Below are 18,737 nucleotides of genomic sequence, written 5' to 3' on the forward strand. Positions count from 1 at the left end.
AATCAGAAGACGTTGCCGGCGTTCATCGCGAGTTGCTCGACGATTGGGCCGAGCGCGAGTGCCGGGAAGAAGGTCAGGCCGCCGATGATCAGGATCACGCCCACGACGAGGCCGACGAACAGCCCACCCGTGGTCGGGAACGTGCCCGCCGACGGCGGGATCGACTTCTTGGCGGCCAGCGAGCCCGCAATCGCCATCGCCGGAACGATCATGAAGAACCGGCCGACGAACATCGCGGATGCGAGCGTGAGGTTGTAGAAGAGCGTGTTGCCGGTGAGGCCCGCGAAGGCCGAGCCGTTGTTGCCGGTCGCCGAGGTGAAGGCGTAGAGCACCTCGGTGAAGCCATGCGGGCCGGCATTGGCCATGGAGGCGACCGCCGCCGGATAGACCACGCCGACCGCGGTCCAGCCGAGATACATCAGCGGCAGCACCAGGATCGCGAGCATCGCCATCTTGACCTCGCGCGCCTCGATCTTCTTGCCGACATATTCTGGCGTGCGGCCGACCATCAGGCCGGCGACGAAGATCGCGAGCACGACGAACAGCAGCATGCCATAGAGGCCGGCGCCGACGCCGCCGATGATGACTTCACCGAGTTGCATGTTGATCAGCGGGATCATGCCGCCGAGCGCGGTGAAGCTGTCATGCATGGCGTTGACCGCGCCGCAGGAGGCGGCCGTGGTCACCACGGCGAACAGCGAGGAGGCGACGATGCCGAAGCGGACTTCCTTGCCCTCCATGTTGCCGCCGGTCAGGCCGAGCGCATGCATGATCGAGGTGCCGTTGGCTTCCGCCCAGTAGGTGACGGAAACACCGGCGATGAACAGCACGCCCATCACCGCGAAGATCGCCCAGCCCTGGCGCTGGTTGCCGACCATGCGGCCGAACACATTGGTCATGGCCGCGCCGATCAGGAAGATCGAGAGCATCTGCACGAGATTCGACAGCGCGGTCGGGTTCTCGAAGGGATGGGCGGCGTTGGCGTTGAAGAAGCCGCCGCCATTGGTGCCCAGCATCTTGATTGCGACCTGCGAGGCGACCGGACCGACCGCGATGGTCTGCTTGGCGCCTTCGAGCGTCGTGGCCTCGACATAATCGCCGAGCGTCTGCGGGATGCCCTGCCAGACCAGGAACAGCGTGTAGACGACACAGATCGGCAGCAGCACGTAAAGTGTCGTGCGGGTGACGTCGACCCAGAAATTTCCGACCGTGCGCATCGAGGCGCGCGAGAATCCGCGGATCATGGCCACCGCGAGCGCGATGCCGGTCGCCGCCGACAGGAAATTCTGGTGCGTCAGGCCGAGCATCTGCACGAGATAGGATACCGTGCTCTCGCCGCCGTAATTCTGCCAGTTGGTGTTGGTGATGAAGGAAATCGCGGTGTTGAAGGAGAGATCCTGGGCGACCGCGCCCTGCCCGGCCGGGTTGAACGGCAACACCGCCTGAAGCCGCATCACGCCGTAGATGATCAGGAAGCCGCCGACATGGAACAGCAGCATCGAGACCGTGTAGGTCAGCCAATGCTGCTCGCGCCTCTCCTCGACGCCGGAAAACCAGTAGATGCCGGCCTCGATCGGCCGCAGCACCGGCGACAGGAACGTCCGCTCGCCGTTGAACACAGCCGTCATGTACCCGCCGAGCGGTTTCGTCAGCGCGACGATAATCGCGCAAAAGAGAATGATCTGGAGCCAACCGATCATGGTCATGGAATCAACCCTTTAGGACGTTTGTCCTGCGCAGGAGCGGCAGGATCAGGGCAAGCAGGCACGCGACGAGCGCGGCGTCCGCGAGCAGCAATTCGAGAAGCAGCAGCACGGGTCAGAACCGCTCGGGCCGCAGCAGCGCGTAAGTGAGGTAGAACAGGAGACCGAGCGAGACGACGGCGGCGAGCGAATAATCGAAGGTCATAGTCTGCTCCCTCACAGCCGTTCGCAGGCGTAGGTGTAGCCGATCGCGAGCGCGAAGAAGCCAAAGCCCAGCGCCAGCATCAGAATGTCCATCATGGGAATGCTCCTCGTTGCGGCTTTATGTCGGACGCAACCGTTTCTCAGACGTCCGGCGAGCGCGTGGAACGAAGGAAATGCAATGCATTTCCACCGCACCAGCCGGGACTTTTGACCGTGTTGAAGTGCCACCACCGGCATAGGTTTTCGAGATGAGGCCTATGGCGACGTTATAGGAATCTCATAAAGGCCGGCACGTCGTGGCCGGCCGCTATGTGGCACCGACACTGTATTCCGGGCGGTCGTTCCGAGCGCGCAGCGCAGCGACACAAACCACCATCGCTTTCACTACCGTTGTTAAGGCAGGCCATGGCTAGGGTCTTTTCAAAAAGCCCTGCTTCTATAAGCCTTCACCTTCGGCGAAGACGGCGGTCGGCGATCTGTCGCTCATACCCGGAAGATTCCGTGCACTTATGAAATCCCTATATCTCCCGTCCCATCCCCATCTCGTTTTCAAATGCGCTTCCAGCCATCTTGGAGAGGCCGGCCGACTGACCGACGCCAATTCCAGGAGGCCTCACATGACCGCCGCTCTCCGACGCCTTGCCCCACCTTCCCTCAACCAGCAGCTTCGCGCGGCACCGGCAATGACGCGCCCGCTGATGCTCGACATCATCGATCTCGCCTGCCGGCGCTTCCCGTCGCGCGGACAGAGCGGGCGCAGTGCGCATATCATGCGCTTGGTTGATGCCGAGGCATGGACCGACGCCGCGCTGGCGCTGATCGAGCTCGAGCTGCCGCTGTGGCAGGTCCGCCGCATCGCCTATGACGAGGGCGAGTGGCATTGCGCGCTGTCGCGCGAGCGCGAATTGCCGGACTGGCTGGACACCGCTGTCGAAGCCCGGCATGCCGATCTCGCGCTGGCATTGCTGTCGGCCTTCATCGAGGTGCAGGCATTGGCCGTGGAGGTATCGCGGCCGAGCGTTCCCACCGTGCGCCCCGCTCCGGACCCGCTCTATCAGCCGGTCGCTTGCGAGAATTTCAGCTAGGCCAAGCGGAGGTTCGCGCCTTGCCGCAATCTTCGAACATGTCGCGGGTCCTCAGCCCGACGCGGGTGATCGCGCGCTTTGCCGTCCGCCTCGCACTGCTCGCCGCCTTCGCAGCCTTCGGCAGCGTCGGCTTTGCACGCAGCCTCTCCGCCCTGCTCTGGATGTCGATCATCCTGTGCGCCCTCGCCGGCCTCGTCAGACGCGAGCCGCTGTTCGGTGTCGTCCTCAATCATTGGGACGAAGGCGTTGCCTTCGGCGCGCTGTTCGCGCTGGTTCAGGTCGTCAACGAGCTGGCCTGAACATCGGGCTTTATGACCTTCCTATGAGATCGTCGCGCAGCCTCACTCGAAATCATATTCGCTTGAAAAGATATTGATCGGGTGGTCGCGGGACACGCACCCGCCGCCCGCGTCAATCGGAAGGAATACGAAAGTGAAACTCGTCGAACCTCCCTCGTGCAGCTCACCCTCGACCGTCGTTTTCATCGGCCGCAACCACAGGGGACAGTGGGTCGCCCAGCAGCAGAACGGCCTCTACGGTGGCCTGTTCGTCAACCGCGCCCAGGCCATCAAATATGCGCTGTTCGAGAACGGACAGCACCCCGAAACCATCATCGAGCTGCCGCGCGAGATCGAGCTCGACATGGGCAGGAGGCCCGATGCCGCCGCTCCCAAGCGCGCCGCCTGAGCTCCTCGGCAAAAAAACATGTTCATCCCACCCTCCGCCTGGTTCACCGGGTTCATACCGGACCTGCCGACGCCGTTCGATTCGGCCGACGCGATCGACCTGAAGGCGCTCGCTGCGCTCTGCGAGCGTCAGATCACGGCCGGCGTGCCTGCACTGGTGGTGTGCGAGACCGCCGGCGAGGCACCGACGCTCTCGCCGGCCGAGCAGGCGCTGGTCATTCGCACCGCGGTCGATGTCGCGCGTGGCCGCGTGAGGATCATTGCCGGCGCCGTCTCGAATTCAACGGGCCACGCCATCGAACTCGCGCGGCGCGCGGAAGCCGCCGGCGCCGATGCCGTGATGTCGGTGGTGCCCGCCTACAACAAGCCGATGCAGGAAGGAATGCTCGCGCACTTCCGTGCCATTGCCGGCTCGATCGGCCTGCCCGTGATCCTGCATGACACCCCCTCCCGCACGCTGCGCCCGCTCGCCGACGAGACGCTTCTGCGTCTCGTCGAATCGCGCCGGTTCGTGGGCCTGCGCGATGCGAGTGGCGACATCACCCGCCCGATGCGCCTGTCCCGCCACCTGCCCGCCGGCTTTCGCTGCCTATCCGGCGACGACACCACCGCCTTCGGCTTCATCGCGGACGGCGGCGATGGCGCGATCTCGGAGGTTGCCAACATCGCGCCGGATCTCTGCCGCACGATTTTTTCACATGTCAGGCAGGGCCGGCTGCAATCCGCCCGGTACCTTGACAGGAGGCTGATGCCGCTCATCGCGTGTCTCGCCAAGGAGAGCCCGGCCGCACTTAAATGTGCACTCGGCGTGCTTGGCCTGATGTCGCCCGCCACAAGGCTTCCGATCGTTCCGCTGGACGCAGCCGCGCAGAGGGAAGTGGTACGCGCATTCGCCGCGATCGCCGACGAGGAGCTGATCGACCGCGTCGGCGCCTGAGGCGTCGCACGGCATCCGGGTATCCCCATGCGGCAATCAATCGAAGGCCCTCACAGGCTGCTCCGTGCCTGGCAGCTCGCGCTGCTGCGATTTGCGGTGACGCTCGATGAGTCCGACAGGCTTAATGTCGCCGCGCTCGCAGCGGAGCTCGATCATCTCGGCAGCGGCGCCAAGAACTCCCTCCACTTCTTTCGGCGGACCAGCTCGCAACTCTGTGCGGCCATCAGCGGGCAGCGCCAGAGTGTGGAAGCGACGCTGGAATGCTTCTGCAAGCAGATCGAGGAACCGCGGCTGCGGAACGCCTTTGCCGCGGCGATCGGGATGACGCATTCGGATCCTGCGCCGTCTCAGGCCCGGCCGAAGCGGAACCCCGGTCTCTTCAGAGGGCTGCCGGCGCGACGGTCGGCATCTTTATAGCATTCCTACACTGGTGCCTCGGCGCTCGTCTCGCAATCCTACGCAACGATGGACATCATACGAGACAGATCGGAGTGGCCGTCTCGCCGCCCGAGGCACAAGGACTTCGAAAATGTCGGTAATGACACATGGCTTTGACCGGCCCTTCGGCGGGGCCGAACGCGAGTCGCGCATTTCCGGGCCGCGCAAGGCCCAGCTCAAGCGCATCGCGCTCAGCGTGCTGACCCTGCTCTCGATGGGCAGCGTGCTCACGGCGCTGATCGCGCTCAAGACCGCGATCTATGTCTGGCATCTCCACGCCTGACGGCATGGGAGACTATCATGACCTTGCAGATGTGTGAGGAAGCCGCCATGGCCGCGATCGCCCTTCAAGCCACGCGTCGCCAGCTTGAGCGACCGACAATGGCCGCGTCCGCGGCGGCACTCAGGCCGATCGACCCGGATGTCATAAGCGCCGCCATCCCCGCCTTCTTCATCGGGCGCAACGGCGCCGGCCTCTGGGTCGCGCGCGAGGCGCATGGGCGCATCGGCGGTCTCTTCCTGTTCAAGAGTTCCGCGGTCGATTTCGCCAACCGGCAGAGTGGACCCGCAAGATGCGCGCTGGTGTTTCCCGCCGAGACCTTCGAGCTCGATATCGAGAACCGCGGCAATCCGCTGATTGCGCTGGCGGAGGGCGCGAGGCGGCTCCTGGCCCGCGCGATGACAAGGCTGCGGACATGATCGAGCTCAAGATCGCCATCCTGGTTGCGGTGATGGGTGCATTGCTGCTCGGCATGCGCATCGGCGTCGCGCCTGCCACGGACAAGTAGCATGCAGCTCCTCAAGGGAAATCTGGAGCAGGCGGTCACGACGACGATCCTGACCATGACTCTGAGCCTGGTCTGGGGCGCGATCCTGACAATCGTGATCACGCTCGTGGCGCGCGGGCTGGGAGTTTAGAACCCGGCATATCGATGGACCGCGAATTGACCATGGCTGCCTACGAGGCGAGCAGCCGGGTGCGTAGCACCGTCGCGATACCCGCCTGAAGCCGCGTCCCCGCGAAAAAATCTGGCCGATCTGGCGCAATTTCACGGAACCGTGTAGATCGGTTTCATGAGCACAAGCAGCGTCAACGTCGTCACCCACCCCCTGGTCCAGCACAAGCTCTCCCTGATGCGGGAGAAGGACCGCTCGACCAAGAGTTTTCGCGAGATCCTGAACGAGATCGGGATGCTGCTCGGCTACGAGGTGACGCGCGATCTGCCTTTGGAGCTGGTGGAGATCGAGACGCCGATCTCGCCGATGCGGGCACCGAAGATCGCCGGCAAGAAGCTCACGCTGGCGCCGATCCTGCGCGCCGGCGTCGGCTTCCTCGACGGCATGCTGGCGCTGATGCCCTCGGCGCGCATCGCCCATATCGGGCTCTACCGCGACCCCGAGACATTGCAGGCCGTGGAATATTACTTCAAGGCGCCGCAGGACCTGTCCGACCGCACCGTGATCCTGATGGACCCGATGCTCGCGACCGGCAACTCGGCCTGCGCCGGCGCCTCCCTGCTCAAGGCGCGCGGCGCCCGCGACATCCGCTTCGTCTGCCTTCTGGCCGCGCCCGAAGGCATCGCACAGTTCCAGAGCGAGCATCCCGACGTGCCGGTCTGGACCGCCGCGATCGACGAGCGGCTCAACGACCACGGCTACATCGTGCCGGGCCTGGGCGATGCCGGCGACCGGATGTTCGGCACCAAGTAGACAGGTTTGCGCGATCGGGTTAGTCCGGTTGCCATGAGCGTCAACCAATTTTCGCTTCAATCGCTGATCGGCACCGAAGGCGCCGAGCCCGCCTTCGCGTTTGACGGCAGGCCGGTCTCGCGCGCGGAATTCTCTGGGAAGGTCGAGCAGACCGCCGCATGGCTTGCCGCACAAGGCATCGGCCAGGGCGACGTAGTTGCGGTCTGGCTGGTCAACCGCGTCGAATGGATCGCGCTGCTGTTCGCCGCCGCCCGCTGCGGTGCGATCGTCGCCGCGGTCAATACCCGCTACCGCAGCGCGGAAGTCGGTCATCTGCTCAAGGTGTCCGGCGCCAGGCTGATGGTGGTTGAGGCCGCGTTCCGCTCGATCGATTTTGCCGCCATCCTCGCCGAGGTCAGCAGGGACGAAGTGCCTGCACTGCAAAGGCTCGCGGTGGTCGGCGGGGATGCGATCCCCGCGCACTGGCCCTGTGCACGCTTCGATGCGTTCGAGAAGTCCTATCCGCCAGCGCCGCCGGCGCAGGATGTCGATCTGCCGGTGCTGCTCTACACGACATCGGGCACGACCAAGGGACCGAAGCTCGTCGCGCATTCGCAGCGGACGCTCGCCACGCACGCCGCCTCCGTCGCCAAGGCGCTAAACCTCTCGCCACGGCGCCATTCGCTGCTGGCCATGCTGCCGTTCTGCGGCACCTTCGGCATGACCAGCCTGCTCGGCTTCATCGCAGCCGGCGCGACCATCCATGTGCTCGATGCTTTCGAGGCGGCATCAGCGTTGAAGGTCCTTGGCGAACACAAGATCACGCACGCCTTCGGCTCCGACGAGATGTTCCGCCGCATCCTCGCGCTCGCCGACGCACCACGGCCATTGCCGCATCTCGAAGTCTGCGGCTTCGCCGCGTTCCAGCCCGGCTGGCGTGAGCTCGCCGCGGAGGCCGAGGCGCGCGACATGCCGCTGTTCGGCCTCTACGGTTCGAGCGAGGTGCAGGCGCTGTTCTCGATCGCCCGCTCCGGTGATGCCTTCGCCGATCGCATCGAAGGCGGCGGCTGGCCGATGTCTCCCGACGCGGAGGTGCGCGTGCGCGATACCGAGACCGGGGAGCTGGCGGCGCAAGGCGTCTCCGGCGAGATCGAGATCAGCGCGCCCTCGCGCTTCCTTGGCTATTTCAACAACCCTGATGCGACGCGCGATGCGATCACCGCCGACGGCTTCTTCCGCACCGGCGATATCGGCCGCTTGCGCGGCGACGGTGCCTTCGTCTACGAGACCCGCGCCGGCGATGCGATGCGGCTCGGCGGCTTCCTGGTTGCGCCCGGCGAGATCGAGGACGAGCTCAAAGCCTGCACGGGGGTTGCCGACGCCCAGGTTGTCGCGGTCGATCTTAGGGGGCAGGCGCGCTGCGTCGCCTTCGTGATTCCGGCCAAGGAGCCGCCGCAGCAGGAGATGCTGGTGGCGCGCCTGCGCGAGCGGCTCGCCGGCTACAAAGTGCCGGCACGAATCTATATCGTCGACGCGTTCCCCGTCACCGACAGCGCCAACGGTGTGAAAATCCAGCGCGCCCGGCTTCGCGCCATGGCGATGGAACGGATCGCCGCCGAATAGGCCGGCCTGTTTCAGATTGCTCGCGAGATTCTAGCGCGCGGCGCGAAGTTGCGCCGACAGCGCGTCACGGTGCCCGGGCGCCGCGATCGCGATCATGCGGCGCGCGCGCTCGGCAAGTCCGCAACCGCGCAACTCCGCAACGCCCCATTCGGTCACGATGGCATCGACGTCGGCGCGCGGCGTCGTCACGGTCTCCACGTTGGCGACAATGCGGCTGGTCCCGTCGGACGCCGTCGCCGGCAGCGCCATGATCGCCCTGCCCTCGGGCGATGCATTGGCACCGCGCACGAAATCGAGCTGCCCGCCGATGGCGCCGATCGCGACGCCGTTCAGCGCCTCGGAATTGACGCTGCCGTCGAGCCCGACCTGGAGCGCCGAGTTGATCGCGACCAGTCGCTTGATCCGCGCCAGCACGTTCTGGCCGTGCGTGTACAACGTCGGTCGCACCGAAACCGCCTTGTTCTCGTGCACGAAGCGATAGAGTCGCTTCGTGCCGATCACCTGGTTCGTCACGGTGATCCCGGCATCGATTCCCTTCTCCGCATTCGTCACCGCACCACGCTCGACCAGATCGACGACGGCGTCGTTGATCAGGCCGGAATGGATGCCGAGATTGCGCGCATGCGACAGCGAGGACAGGATCGCGTCCGGAATGCGGCCCACGCCGAACTGAAGCGTGCTGCCGTCGTCGATCAGGCTCGCCGCCTGTGTCGCGATTTTTCGTGAGACGTCATCAAGCGGCGCCGGCGGCAGCTCGACGGGCGGACGGCGAGCGCCGACCCGCAGATGGATCGGTGCGTCCGCAGGCCATTCAGCGCCAAACGTCCAAGGCGCATCCGGATTGATCTCGGCGATGACGACGCGCGCGCCCCGTGCGGCATCGATGACATAATCGTTGGAGAGGCTAGCGCTCAATCGACCATCGCCGGACTCGGCGAGTTGCACCAGCACCACATCCGCACGATGGCGCCGTGAGGCGAAATCGGCGCAGAAGGCGCTGTAGTTGCTCGGGATTACGTCGAGCCGACCCGCTTTCGCAAGCCGCCGCACATTGCCGATCACGCCATAGCTCTGGAACGAGATGTTGGGCGCGCACGCGGCGGAAAACGTGTCGGAGAACATTGGACCGACCATCATGCGGAACGCCGGCAGATGCGCGGCTTGCGCGACCAGCGCTTCGGTCAGGGTGACCGGCTCAGCCGTTGCCTGACCGCACACGACACGGTCGCCCTCCCGGATCAGGCCGGAGAAGTCGAGGTTCATTGGCGTCCCTGCTAAGCGATCCGCGCGAAGACTAGTAAGATTTCGCCAGTCCGAGCACCTTTTCCGCGATGAAGCTGAGCGCAAGCTGCGGGCTGACCGGCGCGATGCGCGGGATCAGGACTTCGCGCAGGTAGCGCTCGACGTGGAACTCCTTGGCGTAGCCGAAGCCGCCATGGGTCATCACGGCCTGCTCGCAGGCATGATATCCGGCTTCGCCTGCGAAATATTTCGCGGCGTTCGCGCCGGCGCCGCAGGGCAAGCCCTTGTCGTATTGCCAGGCCGCCTGCATCACCATCAGCCAGGCCGCCTCGAGCTCGACCCAGTTGACCGCGAGCGGATGCTGGATGCCCTGGTTCTTGCCGATCGGCCGGTTGAACACCACGCGCGTCTTGGCGTATTCAGTCGCGCGCGACAGCGCGAGCTTGCCGAGGCCGACCGCTTCCGCCGCGATCAGGATCCGCTCCGGGTTCATGCCTTCGAGGATATATTGGAAGCCCTTGCCCTCTTCGCCGATGCGGTCCTCCATCGGGATCTCGAAATCCTCGAAGAACAGCTCGTTGGAATCGACGATCTTGCGGCCCATCTTCTCGATCTCGTGGACCTTGATCTTCTTGCGGTCGAAATCGGTGTAGAAGAGGCTGAGGCCATGGGTCGGCGAGCGCACCTCCTCCAGCGGCGTGGTGCGCGCCAGCAGCAAAATCTTGTGCGCGACCTGCGCGGTGGAGATCCACACCTTCTGGCCGTTGACGATGTAGCGGTCGTTCTTGGCCACCGCGCGCGTCTTGAGCTGGGTGGTGTTGAGGCCTGTGTTGGGCTCGGTGACGGCGAAGCACGCCTTCTCGCGGCCCTCGACCATCGGCGGCAGCATGCGCTTGCGCTGCTCCTCGGTGCCGAACACGACGACGGGATTGAGGCCAAACACGTTGATGTGCACCGCGGAGGCGCCGGACATGCCGGCGCCGGATTCCGCGATGGTGCGCATCATGATCGCGGCTTCTGTGATGCCGAGCCCCGAGCCGCCATAGGCTTCAGGCACGCAGATGCCGAGCCAGCCGGCGTCCGCCAGCGCCTTGTGGAAGTCGTGCGGGAAGCCGCCGTCATGGTCCTTCTTCAGCCAATAGGCGTCCGGAAAGTCTTCGCAAACTTTTGCGACGGCGGCGCGAATGGCTTCCTGCTGATCGGTGAGCGCGAAATCCATGTTCTTGATCTCCTTATTGGGAGCCGAGCTCCGATCCTAGCGCCCCATCTGCGAGGGCAGCCAGAGAATGATCGAGGGAAACGCCACCAGGATCGCGATTGCGATCAGGTGCGCGATGAAATGCGGGAAGGTGCCATGAAACACTTCCGCCACCGGCCGCTTGGCATAGCGGGCAACGATGAAGCAGTTCAACCCTACCGGCGGCGTGATCATGCCGACTTCCGCGGTGACGATCTTGATGACGCCGAACCAGATCGGATCGAAGCCGAGCGTCTTGATCAGCGGCAGCACGATCGGCACGGTCAGCACCAGGATTGCGATCTGGTCCATGAACGAGCCGAGCACGATATAGCCGCACAGGATCAATGTAATGATCACCCATCGCGAGGCCGGCAGGCTGCCGATCCAGGCGACGAGGTCCTGCGTCACATGGGTCAGCGTGAAGAAATACCCGAAGATCGAGGCACCGACCAGGATCATGATGATCATGCAGGTGCCGTGGCAGGCGCGCAGCAGCGTCGCATAGAGCGAGGACGGCGTGATCTTGCCCTTGACGATCGCGAGCAGGAAGGCGCCGAACGCGCCGAAGGCAGAGGCTTCCGTCGGCGTCGCGACGCCGAGATAGATCGTACCCGTCACGATCGAGAACAGCACCACCATCGGCGAGACCTGCCACAGCAGCGCGAATTTCTCGCGCCACGGTACTGATTTCGCGGCCGGCGCGCGCGAGGGATCCTGCCAGACCAGGAAGTAGATCGTCACCATGATGGTGAACGTCACCAGGATCGCCGGGATGATGCCGCTGATCAGCAGCTTGCCGATGTTCACTTCGGCCAGCAGGCCGAAGATGACGAGCGCAACGCTGGTCGGCAGCAGCATCGACAGCGTGCCGGAGATCGCAACGACGCCGGCCGCCATCTTCGGCTCGTAGCCCTGGCGGATCATGGCGGGCAGGCTGGTCGAGGACAGCGTCGCGGCCGAGGCGGTCGAGGTGCCGCAGATCGCGCCAAAACCGGCGCCGGCGAGCGCGGTCGCCATGCCGAGGCCGCCGGGGATGCGGCCGACCCAGGCCGAGGCGGTCTTGAACAGATCGTCTGCGACACCCGACAGCAGCACGAGATCCGCCATCAAGAGAAACATCGGAATGGTGATCAGCTCGTAGGACGAGACGGTCGAGAGCGGCGCGGTCTGCAGGATGCCGAGCAGCGTGCCCCATCCACCGACCATCACGAGGCCGACCGAGCCGGAAAAGGCCATGGCGAAACCGACGGGCGTGCCGAGCGCGAGCAGGCCGAACAGCAAGGCGAGAACGATGAAAGGGGTCATGAATGCCTGCCGTTACTCGAAGCTGCGTGCTTCGCCGACGCCGGTGACCGGCGGCAGCGGATAGAGATCGCGGCCGCTGACGAGGCTCAGCACATTGCCGACGAGCTGCAGCGCCAGCCGCAGCACCAGCACGCCGCAGCCGAACGGCACCAATGCCGCCGAGATCCAGGTCGGCCAGGGGATCGCGCCGGAGAGAACGTCGTGCTGCTCGTAATTCTCCAGCGCGCGCTCGAAGCCGACCTTGCAGATCAGGATGAACACAAACAGGCCGGCGAGCGCGGTGACGATCTCGGACAGCCGACGCCCCGTCAGCGAAAAGCGCGACAGGAGGATGTCCACCCCGACATGGACATGCTCACGCAACGCGTCCGACAGCGTGAAGAAGAACACGCCGGCGAGGAGATAAAGCCCGATCAGATCATAGGTGAAGGAGAGCGGACTGTTCAGCACGTAGCGCATGAACACGTCGGTCACGACCAGCAGCATGATCACGAACATGAACACCACCGCGATCACCGTCAGCGCGCGCTCCAGCGCGCCGAGCACATCTCCTGCCCGTTTGATCACCTCTAGCGCCTCCCTGTTGGATGTCGGACTACCTGGCGCTCTACTTGGTGCCGCCGGCGGCGAGCAGATCGTCGAACTCCTTCAGCGCGGCAGACGCCTGCTTGCCGCGGCTGTCGAGCCCGCTCGCCCACTCCTTGCCGACGCCCTTGAGCTTGTCCTTGATCTCGGTGCGCGTCGCCTCCGGCAGCGGATCGAAGCTGATGCCTTCGTCCTGCATTTGCTTCTTGGTGACTTCGCCTTCCTTCTCGACGCCGGCGCAGGCTTGCGGCGTAATCGCCTCCGAAGCCTCGTTCATCGCCTTCTTCACGTCGTCGGGCAGCTTGTCCCAGACCGACTGGTTGATCGAATAGGCGACGATGAAGCTGCCGAAGCTGACGCCTTCGGTGGCGTGCTTGACCAGCTTGTCGAGGCCGTAGGAGACGACGCTGTCGAGCGGGAACAGCAGCCCGTCCATCGTGCCGCGCGACAGCGACTCGTAGGCATCGGGCGCAGCCATGCGCACCGGCACGGCGCTGAGCGCACGCAGCGTCAGATCCTGCGCACCACCCGTGGTGCGCAGCTTCAGGCCCTGCATGTCCTTGGTGGTTTCCACCTTCGACTTGACGGTCCACACCTGGTAGGGCGGCAGCACCACGGCGAGCAGCAGCTTGATCTTGTTCGGCGCGTATTCCTGCTTGGCGAGAATGCCTTCACGCGCGGTCTTCCAATAAGCGAGCGTGCCCTGGCAGCTGGTTGCGAACGCGCCCGGCAATTGCGCGACCTCCGACAGCGGCATCTTGTCGGAGACATAGGACGGCCCGATGTAGCCGATGTCGACCACGCCGGACTGCGTCAGACGCAGCATGTCGGCTGCCTTGCCGATTTGCTGGTTTGGATAATAGGTGAAGGTCACCGCGCCATTGGTGCGCCTGGTGACGTCGTCCATCCAGGGCTTCAGCATCAGGCGGACGAGATAGTGACCGGCGGGGAAGCTATCGGCGACCTTCAGCTCCAGGGCCTGCGCCTGCAGCGTCGAGACCGGCAGCGAGAGAGCGAGCACTGCTGCGGCCCTGACCAGATTCTTCTTCATGTCGTTCTCCTTGACGCGTCCCCACACCGAACGCGGCAGCGAATTGCTGCGGCACCGTCCGGCCCTCGCTCTATTTCTTGCTTGAAAATGTACATATAGGTGAATTTATATGTCAAGTATATGAATTGTTCATGGAGCTATGCGCCACGGACCGGGTCGCCGAATTGACATAGCCGCTTTATGAACTCTAACTCCACGTATATGAATTTATACAAGAGGCCTCATGGGACCGCTCGCCGGCTTCACCATTCTCGACCTGACCTCGGTGCTGATGGGCCCCTACGGCACCCAGGTGCTGGCGGACATGGGCGCCGAAGTCATCAAGGTCGAAAGCCCCGAGGGCGACATCGTTCGCCAGATCGGTCCGGGCCGCACACCGGGCATGGGCGGGATGTTCCTCAATGCCAATCGCGGCAAGCGCAGCATCGTGCTCGACCTGAAGAAGACGGAAGGCCGCGACACCTTGCTGCGGCTGGCGAAGCACGCCAACGCGCTCGTCTACAACGTGCGCCCACAGGCAATGGCGCGGCTCGGCCTCGACTACGAGACACTTCGCGAAATCAATCCCGCGCTCGTCTATGTCGGCGCGTTCGGCTACGGCCAGTCCGGGCCCTATGCCGCAAAGCCCGCCTACGACGATCTGATCCAGGGCGCGGCCACTATTCCGACGCTGCTTGCGGCGGCCGGCGACGGCACGCCGCGCTACGTCCCCGTCACCATCGCCGACCGCATCGTCGGCCTGATGTTGGTCAATGCGATCATGGGCGGGCTGATGCATCAGAGCCGCACCGGCGTCGGCCAGCGCATCGACGTGCCGATGTTCGAATCGATGGCGGAGTTCGTGCTGGTCGATCACCTGGGTGGTCTGACCTACGATCCGCCGCTCGACCATGGCGGCTACGCCCGCCTGCTGTCGCGCTATCGAAAACCCTACAAGACCAGCGACGGCTATCTCTGCGTCCTCATCTATAACGACAAGCACTGGCGCAGCTTCTTCGAGGCGATCGGGCAGCCGCATTTCCTCGATCGGCCGCGCTTCGCCAACCACGCCGCGCGGACGAAGCATATCGACGAGATCTATCAGGAGATCGGCCACATCTTTCTCACACGTACCACCGCAGAATGGCGCGATCTGCTCGAGCGCGCCGACATTCCGGTGATGCCGATGCATACGCTGGAAACGATCCTCGAAGATCCGCATCTCAATGCGATCGACTTCTTCAGGACGGTGGATCATCCCGTGGAAGGCCGCATCCGCCAGATGCGCGTGCCCTCCACCTGGAGCGTGACCCAGCCGGAAACCGCCGGCCCCGCACCGACGCTCGGCCAGCATGGCCGCGACATTTTGCGCGAGGCCGGCTTCTCGACCGACGAAATCGAACAGCTCGCAGAGCAAAAAGCAGTTCACCTGGCCGCGCCGCCCTAACGGCAGCGCTGGCCAGAATCGCAGCGATACAGGGAGGGAGACCGCGATGGCCGGACTTTATTTCGAAGACTTTTCCGTAGGCCAGGAGTTCAGACATCCGCTGACCCGGACCGTCACGGAGATGGACAACACCATGTTCAGCCTGCTGACGCTCAATCCGCAGCCGCTGCACATCGACGCACATTTCGCTGAAAAGACCGAGTTCGGCCAGCGCATTTTCAACAGCCTTTACACCCTCGGCATCATGATCGGCATGACGGTCTATGATACGACCATGGGCACCACCGTTGCCAATCTCGGCATGACCGACGTCACGTTTCCAAAGCCGGTCTTCCATGGCGACACGTTGCGGGCGACGACGAAGGTGCTTTCGTTGAGGGAATCCAAATCGCGCCCGAGAGCGGGTATCGTCGAGTTCGAGCACCACGCCTTGAACCAGAACGACGAGATCGTCGGCAAATGCCGCCGCATGGCGATGATGCACAAGAGGCCGGTCTGATGCGTTCGATGCTGTTCGTGCCGGGGGATTCCCCGCGCAAATTCGAGAAGGCGAGCGAAGGCAAGGCCGACGCGCTGATCATCGATCTCGAGGACTCCGTCGTCACCGACAAGAAGCCTGAGGCGCGCGGGCTGACGCTTGCGATGCTGAAGGGCTCTCGCGGCCCCCACCAGCTCTATGTCCGCGTCAACGCGCTCGACACCGGCCTGACGCTCACCGATCTCGCCGCGGTGATGCCGGGCAAGCCCGACGGCATCGTGCTGCCGAAATCGCAAGGCGGCGACGACGTGCGCCAGGTTGCAACCTGGCTTGAAGCGCTTGAGGCAGCCGCCGGTATCACGGTCGGCGCGACGCGCATCGTCTGTGTCGCGACGGAGACCGCCAGCTCGATCTTCGGCCTTGGCAGCTACAAGGGCTGCTCCCCCCGCCTCGCAGGCCTGATGTGGGGTGCGGAGGATCTCTCGGCTTCTCTAGGCGCCACGGAAAAAGCCTCGGGCGGCGTGTTCCACAGCCCCTATCGCCTCGCGCGCGATCTCTGCCTGATGGCGGCGGCCGCAGCCGAGGTAGCGCCGATCGACACCGTCTATACCGACATCGACAACCTCGCCGGCCTCGAGCAGGAAACGCGCGCCGCGCGGCGCGACGGCTTTTCGGCGAAGGCGCTGATCCACCCCAAGCATGTCGACGTCGTCAACGCGGCATTCGAGCCGACCGAGGCTGAGCGCACCTGGGCGGAAAAAGTGATCGCCGCATTCGCGGGCAATCCGAACTCCGGCACGCTGCGTCTCGACGGCCAGATGATCGACAAGCCGCATCTTCGCGCCGCGAAGAAGATCCTCGGCCAGACCTAGATCGGAACGCCGCCACCATGATCGTTCGCCAAGCCGCCAACGTCCTGGAGATCATGGAATTCTTCGCGCAAACGAGGAAGCCGGCGACGCTTGCCGAGATCGCCGATCATTTCGGCTGGCCACGCTCGTCGACCTTCAACCTGCTCGCGACGCTCTCGGAGAAGGGCTATCTCTACGAGCCGCGGCCGCGCGCCGGCTTCTATCCGACGCCGCGATGGCTGGCGATGGCGCGAATGATCTCCGAGGTCGAGCCGCTGCCGCCGTGGACGCATCAGCTGATCACCGATCTCTCCGCCGAGACCGGCGAGACTGCATCCATCGTGGCGCCGGCCGGCGTGATGGCCGTGTTCATCGACGTCGTCGAATCCCAGGCCGCGATCCGCTATTTCGCGACCATCGGCCACCGCGTGCCGATCCACGCCACTGCCAGCGGTCGCGCCCTGTTGCTGCAATATTCGCAGGAAGAACGCGACTCCGTCTATCGTAAGATCGAATTCAAGCAATACGGCCCGTCGACGCCGATCAGCATCGAGGCGGTCGAGATCGAGCTGCGCAATTCGATCGCGCGCGGCTACTGCCAGAGCTTCGCCGATTACAGCCGCGACCTCGCCGGCGCGGCGATCCCGCTGCCGATCGGTGATCGCCGGCTCTCCGTCGTCGTCGCAGGGCCGGAATTTCGCATTGGCCCAAAAGTGCCGGAGGTGGCCGCGCTGATCGCACGGACCGTCGACCGGCTGCGGCCGAAGACGACCGCGGCCTAGAGCCGGAGCCTCATTCGAGTCCCTGAACGGGCGGGGTCGAAGTCTCTGCCGGCGGAGCCGGGGCAGCTTGAACTGGCTGCACCGGGGGGGCGGCTTGAGCCGGCGGATTGCTGGCAGCTCCGATCTGGCCGTTGGCATTCATCGCCTCACGTGCGCGCGGCGGAGCGCCGGTCGCGGCTGCGCGGTACGCCTCGCGGCGTGGCGGCTGCTGGTGTCTTGCCGACCGCGAACCTCTCACGCCCCATGACCTCGCGATTGAAGGACCGGCGGTATAGCCAATCACTGCACCCGCGACCGCACCGACCGGACCGAGCACGACGGCGCCGGACACGGCGCCTATCGCCGCAGCACCAGCGCGCTCCTGCGCAACGGCGCTCGCAGGCACGCCAGCCAGCAGCACGACCGCAGTGATCAAAACTTTCTTCATCGGAGCGCCTCCCTCTCGGGAGATCAGTCTTACTCAAATATGGCCGCACGAGGTTTGTTCGTTGCCCAACACGAGGCAATGGCCGATGGAACTCCGGCAATTCAAAGACTCCCGCCGCCAGTCGCGGTTCCAGCGGGGCCAGATCACGGCGCGATCTTGTCGCCGGTAAATCCGTTACCATCGAGCGCACGACGCACGGTGCCGTCGACCTTGGCTTCATCCAGGAAGCGCGCCGCCCAGGCCTTCGCCGCGGCCTTGCCCTTGGGAACGACCACGACCACGCCGGTCGATTGAATCCCTTCGTCCAGCACCTTGGTTCCGGGCAGCTTTCGCGAAAGGTCTTCCAGAGCTCCCATGCCCATCGCCAGAGCATCGAGCTGCCCCTTGCCGATCAATTCGGCCGCCTCTTCCGGCTTCACGAACTTTGTCAGCTTCGCCTGCTTCAAGGATTTCTCGACCGTGCGTGACGTCGATGTCCCCTCGATGCAGCCGACCCGCATGCCGGCGCGATCGACATCCGCGACGATCCGGATGTCCGAACCGGCCCGCACGAGGTAGCCGCTCATATAGGCAACGTAAGCGGGGCCCTGGTCCACGAACTGTTCGCGCTTGACGTCCGCCGGCATGAAGGAGAGATCCCAGACGTCCTTGCTGCTGGCCGCGGCGATCTCGTCGGAGCTCTGATATTCGACGAGCCGGAGCGGAACGTGCAGCTTGTCAGCGGCGGCCCTGGCGAGCTCGACGGTGACGCCGCGCGGCTTTCCGGTGGAAGGATCGCGCGTGGTCCAGAAGGCCGACGCGGCCGGGCCGACGGCCACCGCCACGCGGAGCGCTCCCGTCGGCGCGATGTCGACGGCGCCTTCGGCTTTCAAGCTGGGAATGGAGGTCATGATGAAGACCAAGCCCAACGCAGCAATCAGACCACGCCGCAACATTTTGCGCCTCCAAGGGCGATCCGACCTCTCCCCGCAAGCGGGGAGAGGTA

General features: G+C 64.7%; 24 protein-coding genes. 13 read left to right on the top strand and 11 right to left on the bottom strand.

Going from position 1 to position 18,737, the window contains the following annotated elements; translation table 11 throughout:
* Nucleotides 1-2 precede the first annotated feature (2 nt).
* From kdpA to ACKWRH_RS36200, 3 genes are all read right to left on the bottom strand, one after another.
* A complete protein-coding gene (gene kdpA / locus ACKWRH_RS36190) occupies nt 3-1,706 on the bottom strand; it encodes a potassium-transporting ATPase subunit KdpA (protein WP_445217430.1) in 1,704 nt (567 codons plus the stop codon).
* A 112-nt stretch (nt 1,707-1,818) separates the two neighbouring features.
* Nucleotides 1,819-1,908 (bottom strand): K(+)-transporting ATPase subunit F, encoded by a 90-nt coding sequence (locus tag ACKWRH_RS36195; protein ID WP_041953522.1) that lies wholly within the window; start codon nt 1,906-1,908, stop codon nt 1,819-1,821.
* 11 nt (nt 1,909-1,919) lie between these two features.
* The gene (locus tag ACKWRH_RS36200; RefSeq protein ID WP_445217431.1) at nt 1,920-2,144 is read right to left on the bottom strand and encodes a hypothetical protein; all 225 of its coding nucleotides are present in this window, start codon (nt 2,142-2,144) and stop codon (nt 1,920-1,922) included.
* A gap of 380 nt (nt 2,145-2,524) precedes the next feature.
* Between ACKWRH_RS36200 and ACKWRH_RS36205 the strand changes: the two genes are divergently transcribed.
* The 4 genes from ACKWRH_RS36205 (at nt 2,525) to dapA (ending at nt 4,615) form a co-directional block, all read left to right on the top strand.
* The gene (locus ACKWRH_RS36205; RefSeq protein ID WP_445217432.1) at nt 2,525-2,992 is read left to right on the top strand and encodes a hypothetical protein; all 468 of its coding nucleotides are present in this window, start codon (nt 2,525-2,527) and stop codon (nt 2,990-2,992) included.
* Between the two features lie 20 nt (nt 2,993-3,012).
* A complete protein-coding gene (locus ACKWRH_RS36210; RefSeq protein WP_445217433.1) occupies nt 3,013-3,291 on the top strand; it encodes a hypothetical protein in 279 nt (92 codons plus the stop codon).
* Nucleotides 3,292-3,424: 133 nt separating this feature from the next.
* A complete protein-coding gene (locus ACKWRH_RS36215) occupies nt 3,425-3,679 on the top strand; it encodes a hypothetical protein (protein WP_041953127.1) in 255 nt (84 codons plus the stop codon).
* Nucleotides 3,680-3,697: 18 nt separating this feature from the next.
* Nucleotides 3,698-4,615 (top strand): 4-hydroxy-tetrahydrodipicolinate synthase, encoded by a 918-nt coding sequence (gene dapA, locus ACKWRH_RS36220; protein WP_445217434.1) that lies wholly within the window; start codon nt 3,698-3,700, stop codon nt 4,613-4,615.
* A gap of 36 nt (nt 4,616-4,651) precedes the next feature.
* Here the strand turns inward: dapA and ACKWRH_RS36225 are convergent, their stop codons facing one another.
* Entirely contained in the window at nt 4,652-4,945 is a 294-nt protein-coding gene (locus tag ACKWRH_RS36225) for a hypothetical protein (protein ID WP_445217435.1), read from the bottom strand.
* A 199-nt stretch (nt 4,946-5,144) separates the two neighbouring features.
* Between ACKWRH_RS36225 and ACKWRH_RS36230 the strand changes: the two genes are divergently transcribed.
* The 5 genes from ACKWRH_RS36230 (at nt 5,145) to ACKWRH_RS36250 (ending at nt 8,365) form a co-directional block, all read left to right on the top strand.
* Entirely contained in the window at nt 5,145-5,336 is a 192-nt protein-coding gene (locus tag ACKWRH_RS36230; protein ID WP_445217436.1) for a hypothetical protein, read from the top strand.
* A gap of 17 nt (nt 5,337-5,353) precedes the next feature.
* Complete coding sequence (locus ACKWRH_RS36235) at nt 5,354-5,752, top strand: hypothetical protein (protein ID WP_445217437.1); 399 nt, start codon at nt 5,354-5,356, stop codon at nt 5,750-5,752.
* Nucleotides 5,753-5,842: 90 nt separating this feature from the next.
* Complete coding sequence (locus ACKWRH_RS36240; protein ID WP_014492765.1) at nt 5,843-5,971, top strand: hypothetical protein; 129 nt, start codon at nt 5,843-5,845, stop codon at nt 5,969-5,971.
* A 156-nt stretch (nt 5,972-6,127) separates the two neighbouring features.
* Nucleotides 6,128-6,763 carry a uracil phosphoribosyltransferase gene (gene upp, locus ACKWRH_RS36245; protein ID WP_445217438.1) on the top strand — a complete coding sequence of 212 codons (636 nt, stop codon included), beginning with the start codon at nt 6,128-6,130 and terminating at the stop codon, nt 6,761-6,763.
* Nucleotides 6,764-6,796: 33 nt separating this feature from the next.
* On the top strand, nt 6,797-8,365 hold the full coding sequence (locus ACKWRH_RS36250; RefSeq protein WP_445217439.1) for an AMP-binding protein: 1,569 nt from the start codon (nt 6,797-6,799) through the stop codon (nt 8,363-8,365).
* 30 nt (nt 8,366-8,395) lie between these two features.
* Here ACKWRH_RS36250 and ACKWRH_RS36255 read toward each other — a convergent pair whose 3' ends face one another.
* From ACKWRH_RS36255 to ACKWRH_RS36275, 5 genes are read right to left on the bottom strand one after another with little or no spacing between them, the layout of a single operon-like run.
* Complete coding sequence (locus tag ACKWRH_RS36255) at nt 8,396-9,628, bottom strand: acetyl-CoA hydrolase/transferase family protein (RefSeq protein WP_445217440.1); 1,233 nt, start codon at nt 9,626-9,628, stop codon at nt 8,396-8,398.
* 31 nt (nt 9,629-9,659) lie between these two features.
* Nucleotides 9,660-10,826: an acyl-CoA dehydrogenase family protein gene (locus ACKWRH_RS36260; protein WP_445217441.1), complete on the bottom strand. Its 1,167-nt coding sequence runs from the start codon at nt 10,824-10,826 to the stop codon at nt 9,660-9,662.
* Nucleotides 10,827-10,862: 36 nt separating this feature from the next.
* Nucleotides 10,863-12,152, bottom strand: a complete 1,290-nt coding sequence (locus tag ACKWRH_RS36265; protein WP_445217442.1) for a TRAP transporter large permease — start codon at nt 12,150-12,152, stop codon at nt 10,863-10,865.
* Between the two features lie 12 nt (nt 12,153-12,164).
* Nucleotides 12,165-12,719, bottom strand: coding sequence for a TRAP transporter small permease (locus ACKWRH_RS36270; protein ID WP_445217443.1), 555 nt, complete (start codon nt 12,717-12,719; stop codon nt 12,165-12,167).
* A 40-nt stretch (nt 12,720-12,759) separates the two neighbouring features.
* Entirely contained in the window at nt 12,760-13,788 is a 1,029-nt protein-coding gene (locus ACKWRH_RS36275; RefSeq protein WP_445217444.1) for a TRAP transporter substrate-binding protein, read from the bottom strand.
* Between the two features lie 223 nt (nt 13,789-14,011).
* Between ACKWRH_RS36275 and ACKWRH_RS36280 the strand changes: the two genes are divergently transcribed.
* From ACKWRH_RS36280 to ACKWRH_RS36295, 4 genes are read left to right on the top strand one after another with little or no spacing between them, the layout of a single operon-like run.
* Nucleotides 14,012-15,214 (top strand): CaiB/BaiF CoA transferase family protein, encoded by a 1,203-nt coding sequence (locus ACKWRH_RS36280; RefSeq protein WP_445217445.1) that lies wholly within the window; start codon nt 14,012-14,014, stop codon nt 15,212-15,214.
* A gap of 46 nt (nt 15,215-15,260) precedes the next feature.
* Nucleotides 15,261-15,713, top strand: a complete 453-nt coding sequence (locus tag ACKWRH_RS36285) for a MaoC family dehydratase (protein ID WP_028160689.1) — start codon at nt 15,261-15,263, stop codon at nt 15,711-15,713.
* Complete coding sequence (locus ACKWRH_RS36290; protein WP_445217446.1) at nt 15,713-16,564, top strand: HpcH/HpaI aldolase/citrate lyase family protein; 852 nt, start codon at nt 15,713-15,715, stop codon at nt 16,562-16,564. Before ACKWRH_RS36285 ends, ACKWRH_RS36290 begins: the two co-directional genes overlap by 1 nt.
* Before the next feature lie 17 nt (nt 16,565-16,581).
* Nucleotides 16,582-17,325, top strand: coding sequence for an IclR family transcriptional regulator (locus tag ACKWRH_RS36295; protein ID WP_208088442.1), 744 nt, complete (start codon nt 16,582-16,584; stop codon nt 17,323-17,325).
* 10 nt (nt 17,326-17,335) lie between these two features.
* Here the strand turns inward: ACKWRH_RS36295 and ACKWRH_RS36300 are convergent, their stop codons facing one another.
* Both ACKWRH_RS36300 and ACKWRH_RS36305 read right to left on the bottom strand, forming a co-directional pair.
* Entirely contained in the window at nt 17,336-17,752 is a 417-nt protein-coding gene (locus ACKWRH_RS36300) for a hypothetical protein (protein ID WP_445217447.1), read from the bottom strand.
* A 143-nt stretch (nt 17,753-17,895) separates the two neighbouring features.
* On the bottom strand, nt 17,896-18,687 hold the full coding sequence (locus ACKWRH_RS36305) for a transporter substrate-binding domain-containing protein (RefSeq protein ID WP_445217448.1): 792 nt from the start codon (nt 18,685-18,687) through the stop codon (nt 17,896-17,898).
* Nucleotides 18,688-18,737: the final 50 nt, after the last annotated feature.

Source organism: Bradyrhizobium sp. Pa8 (assembly GCF_052588265.1).

Excerpts from the sequence above, each read along its gene's own strand:
- ACKWRH_RS36260 (WP_445217441.1), bottom strand. The coding sequence starts at position 10,826 with ATGGATTTCGCGCTCACCGATCAGCAGGAAGCCATTCGCGCCGCCGTC.
- ACKWRH_RS36300 (WP_445217447.1), bottom strand. The coding sequence starts at position 17,752 with ATGAAGAAAGTTTTGATCACTGCGGTCGTGCTGCTGGCTGGCGTGCCT.
- ACKWRH_RS36250 (WP_445217439.1), top strand. The coding sequence starts at position 6,797 with ATGAGCGTCAACCAATTTTCGCTTCAATCGCTGATCGGCACCGAAGGC.
- ACKWRH_RS36280 (WP_445217445.1), top strand. The coding sequence starts at position 14,012 with ATGGGACCGCTCGCCGGCTTCACCATTCTCGACCTGACCTCGGTGCTG.
- ACKWRH_RS36265 (WP_445217442.1), bottom strand. The coding sequence starts at position 12,152 with ATGACCCCTTTCATCGTTCTCGCCTTGCTGTTCGGCCTGCTCGCGCTC.
- ACKWRH_RS36235 (WP_445217437.1), top strand. The coding sequence starts at position 5,354 with ATGACCTTGCAGATGTGTGAGGAAGCCGCCATGGCCGCGATCGCCCTT.
- dapA (WP_445217434.1), top strand. The coding sequence starts at position 3,698 with ATGTTCATCCCACCCTCCGCCTGGTTCACCGGGTTCATACCGGACCTG.
- kdpA (WP_445217430.1), bottom strand. The coding sequence starts at position 1,706 with ATGACCATGATCGGTTGGCTCCAGATCATTCTCTTTTGCGCGATTATC.
- ACKWRH_RS36200 (WP_445217431.1), bottom strand. The coding sequence starts at position 2,144 with ATGCCGGTGGTGGCACTTCAACACGGTCAAAAGTCCCGGCTGGTGCGG.
- ACKWRH_RS36205 (WP_445217432.1), top strand. The coding sequence starts at position 2,525 with ATGACCGCCGCTCTCCGACGCCTTGCCCCACCTTCCCTCAACCAGCAG.
- upp (WP_445217438.1), top strand. The coding sequence starts at position 6,128 with ATGAGCACAAGCAGCGTCAACGTCGTCACCCACCCCCTGGTCCAGCAC.
- ACKWRH_RS36255 (WP_445217440.1), bottom strand. The coding sequence starts at position 9,628 with ATGAACCTCGACTTCTCCGGCCTGATCCGGGAGGGCGACCGTGTCGTG.
- ACKWRH_RS36290 (WP_445217446.1), top strand. The coding sequence starts at position 15,713 with ATGCGTTCGATGCTGTTCGTGCCGGGGGATTCCCCGCGCAAATTCGAG.
- ACKWRH_RS36225 (WP_445217435.1), bottom strand. The coding sequence starts at position 4,945 with ATGCGTCATCCCGATCGCCGCGGCAAAGGCGTTCCGCAGCCGCGGTTC.
- ACKWRH_RS36195 (WP_041953522.1), bottom strand. The coding sequence starts at position 1,908 with ATGACCTTCGATTATTCGCTCGCCGCCGTCGTCTCGCTCGGTCTCCTG.
- ACKWRH_RS36275 (WP_445217444.1), bottom strand. The coding sequence starts at position 13,788 with ATGAAGAAGAATCTGGTCAGGGCCGCAGCAGTGCTCGCTCTCTCGCTG.
- ACKWRH_RS36285 (WP_028160689.1), top strand. The coding sequence starts at position 15,261 with ATGGCCGGACTTTATTTCGAAGACTTTTCCGTAGGCCAGGAGTTCAGA.
- ACKWRH_RS36305 (WP_445217448.1), bottom strand. The coding sequence starts at position 18,687 with ATGTTGCGGCGTGGTCTGATTGCTGCGTTGGGCTTGGTCTTCATCATG.
- ACKWRH_RS36230 (WP_445217436.1), top strand. The coding sequence starts at position 5,145 with ATGTCGGTAATGACACATGGCTTTGACCGGCCCTTCGGCGGGGCCGAA.
- ACKWRH_RS36295 (WP_208088442.1), top strand. The coding sequence starts at position 16,582 with ATGATCGTTCGCCAAGCCGCCAACGTCCTGGAGATCATGGAATTCTTC.
- ACKWRH_RS36240 (WP_014492765.1), top strand. The coding sequence starts at position 5,843 with ATGCAGCTCCTCAAGGGAAATCTGGAGCAGGCGGTCACGACGACGATC.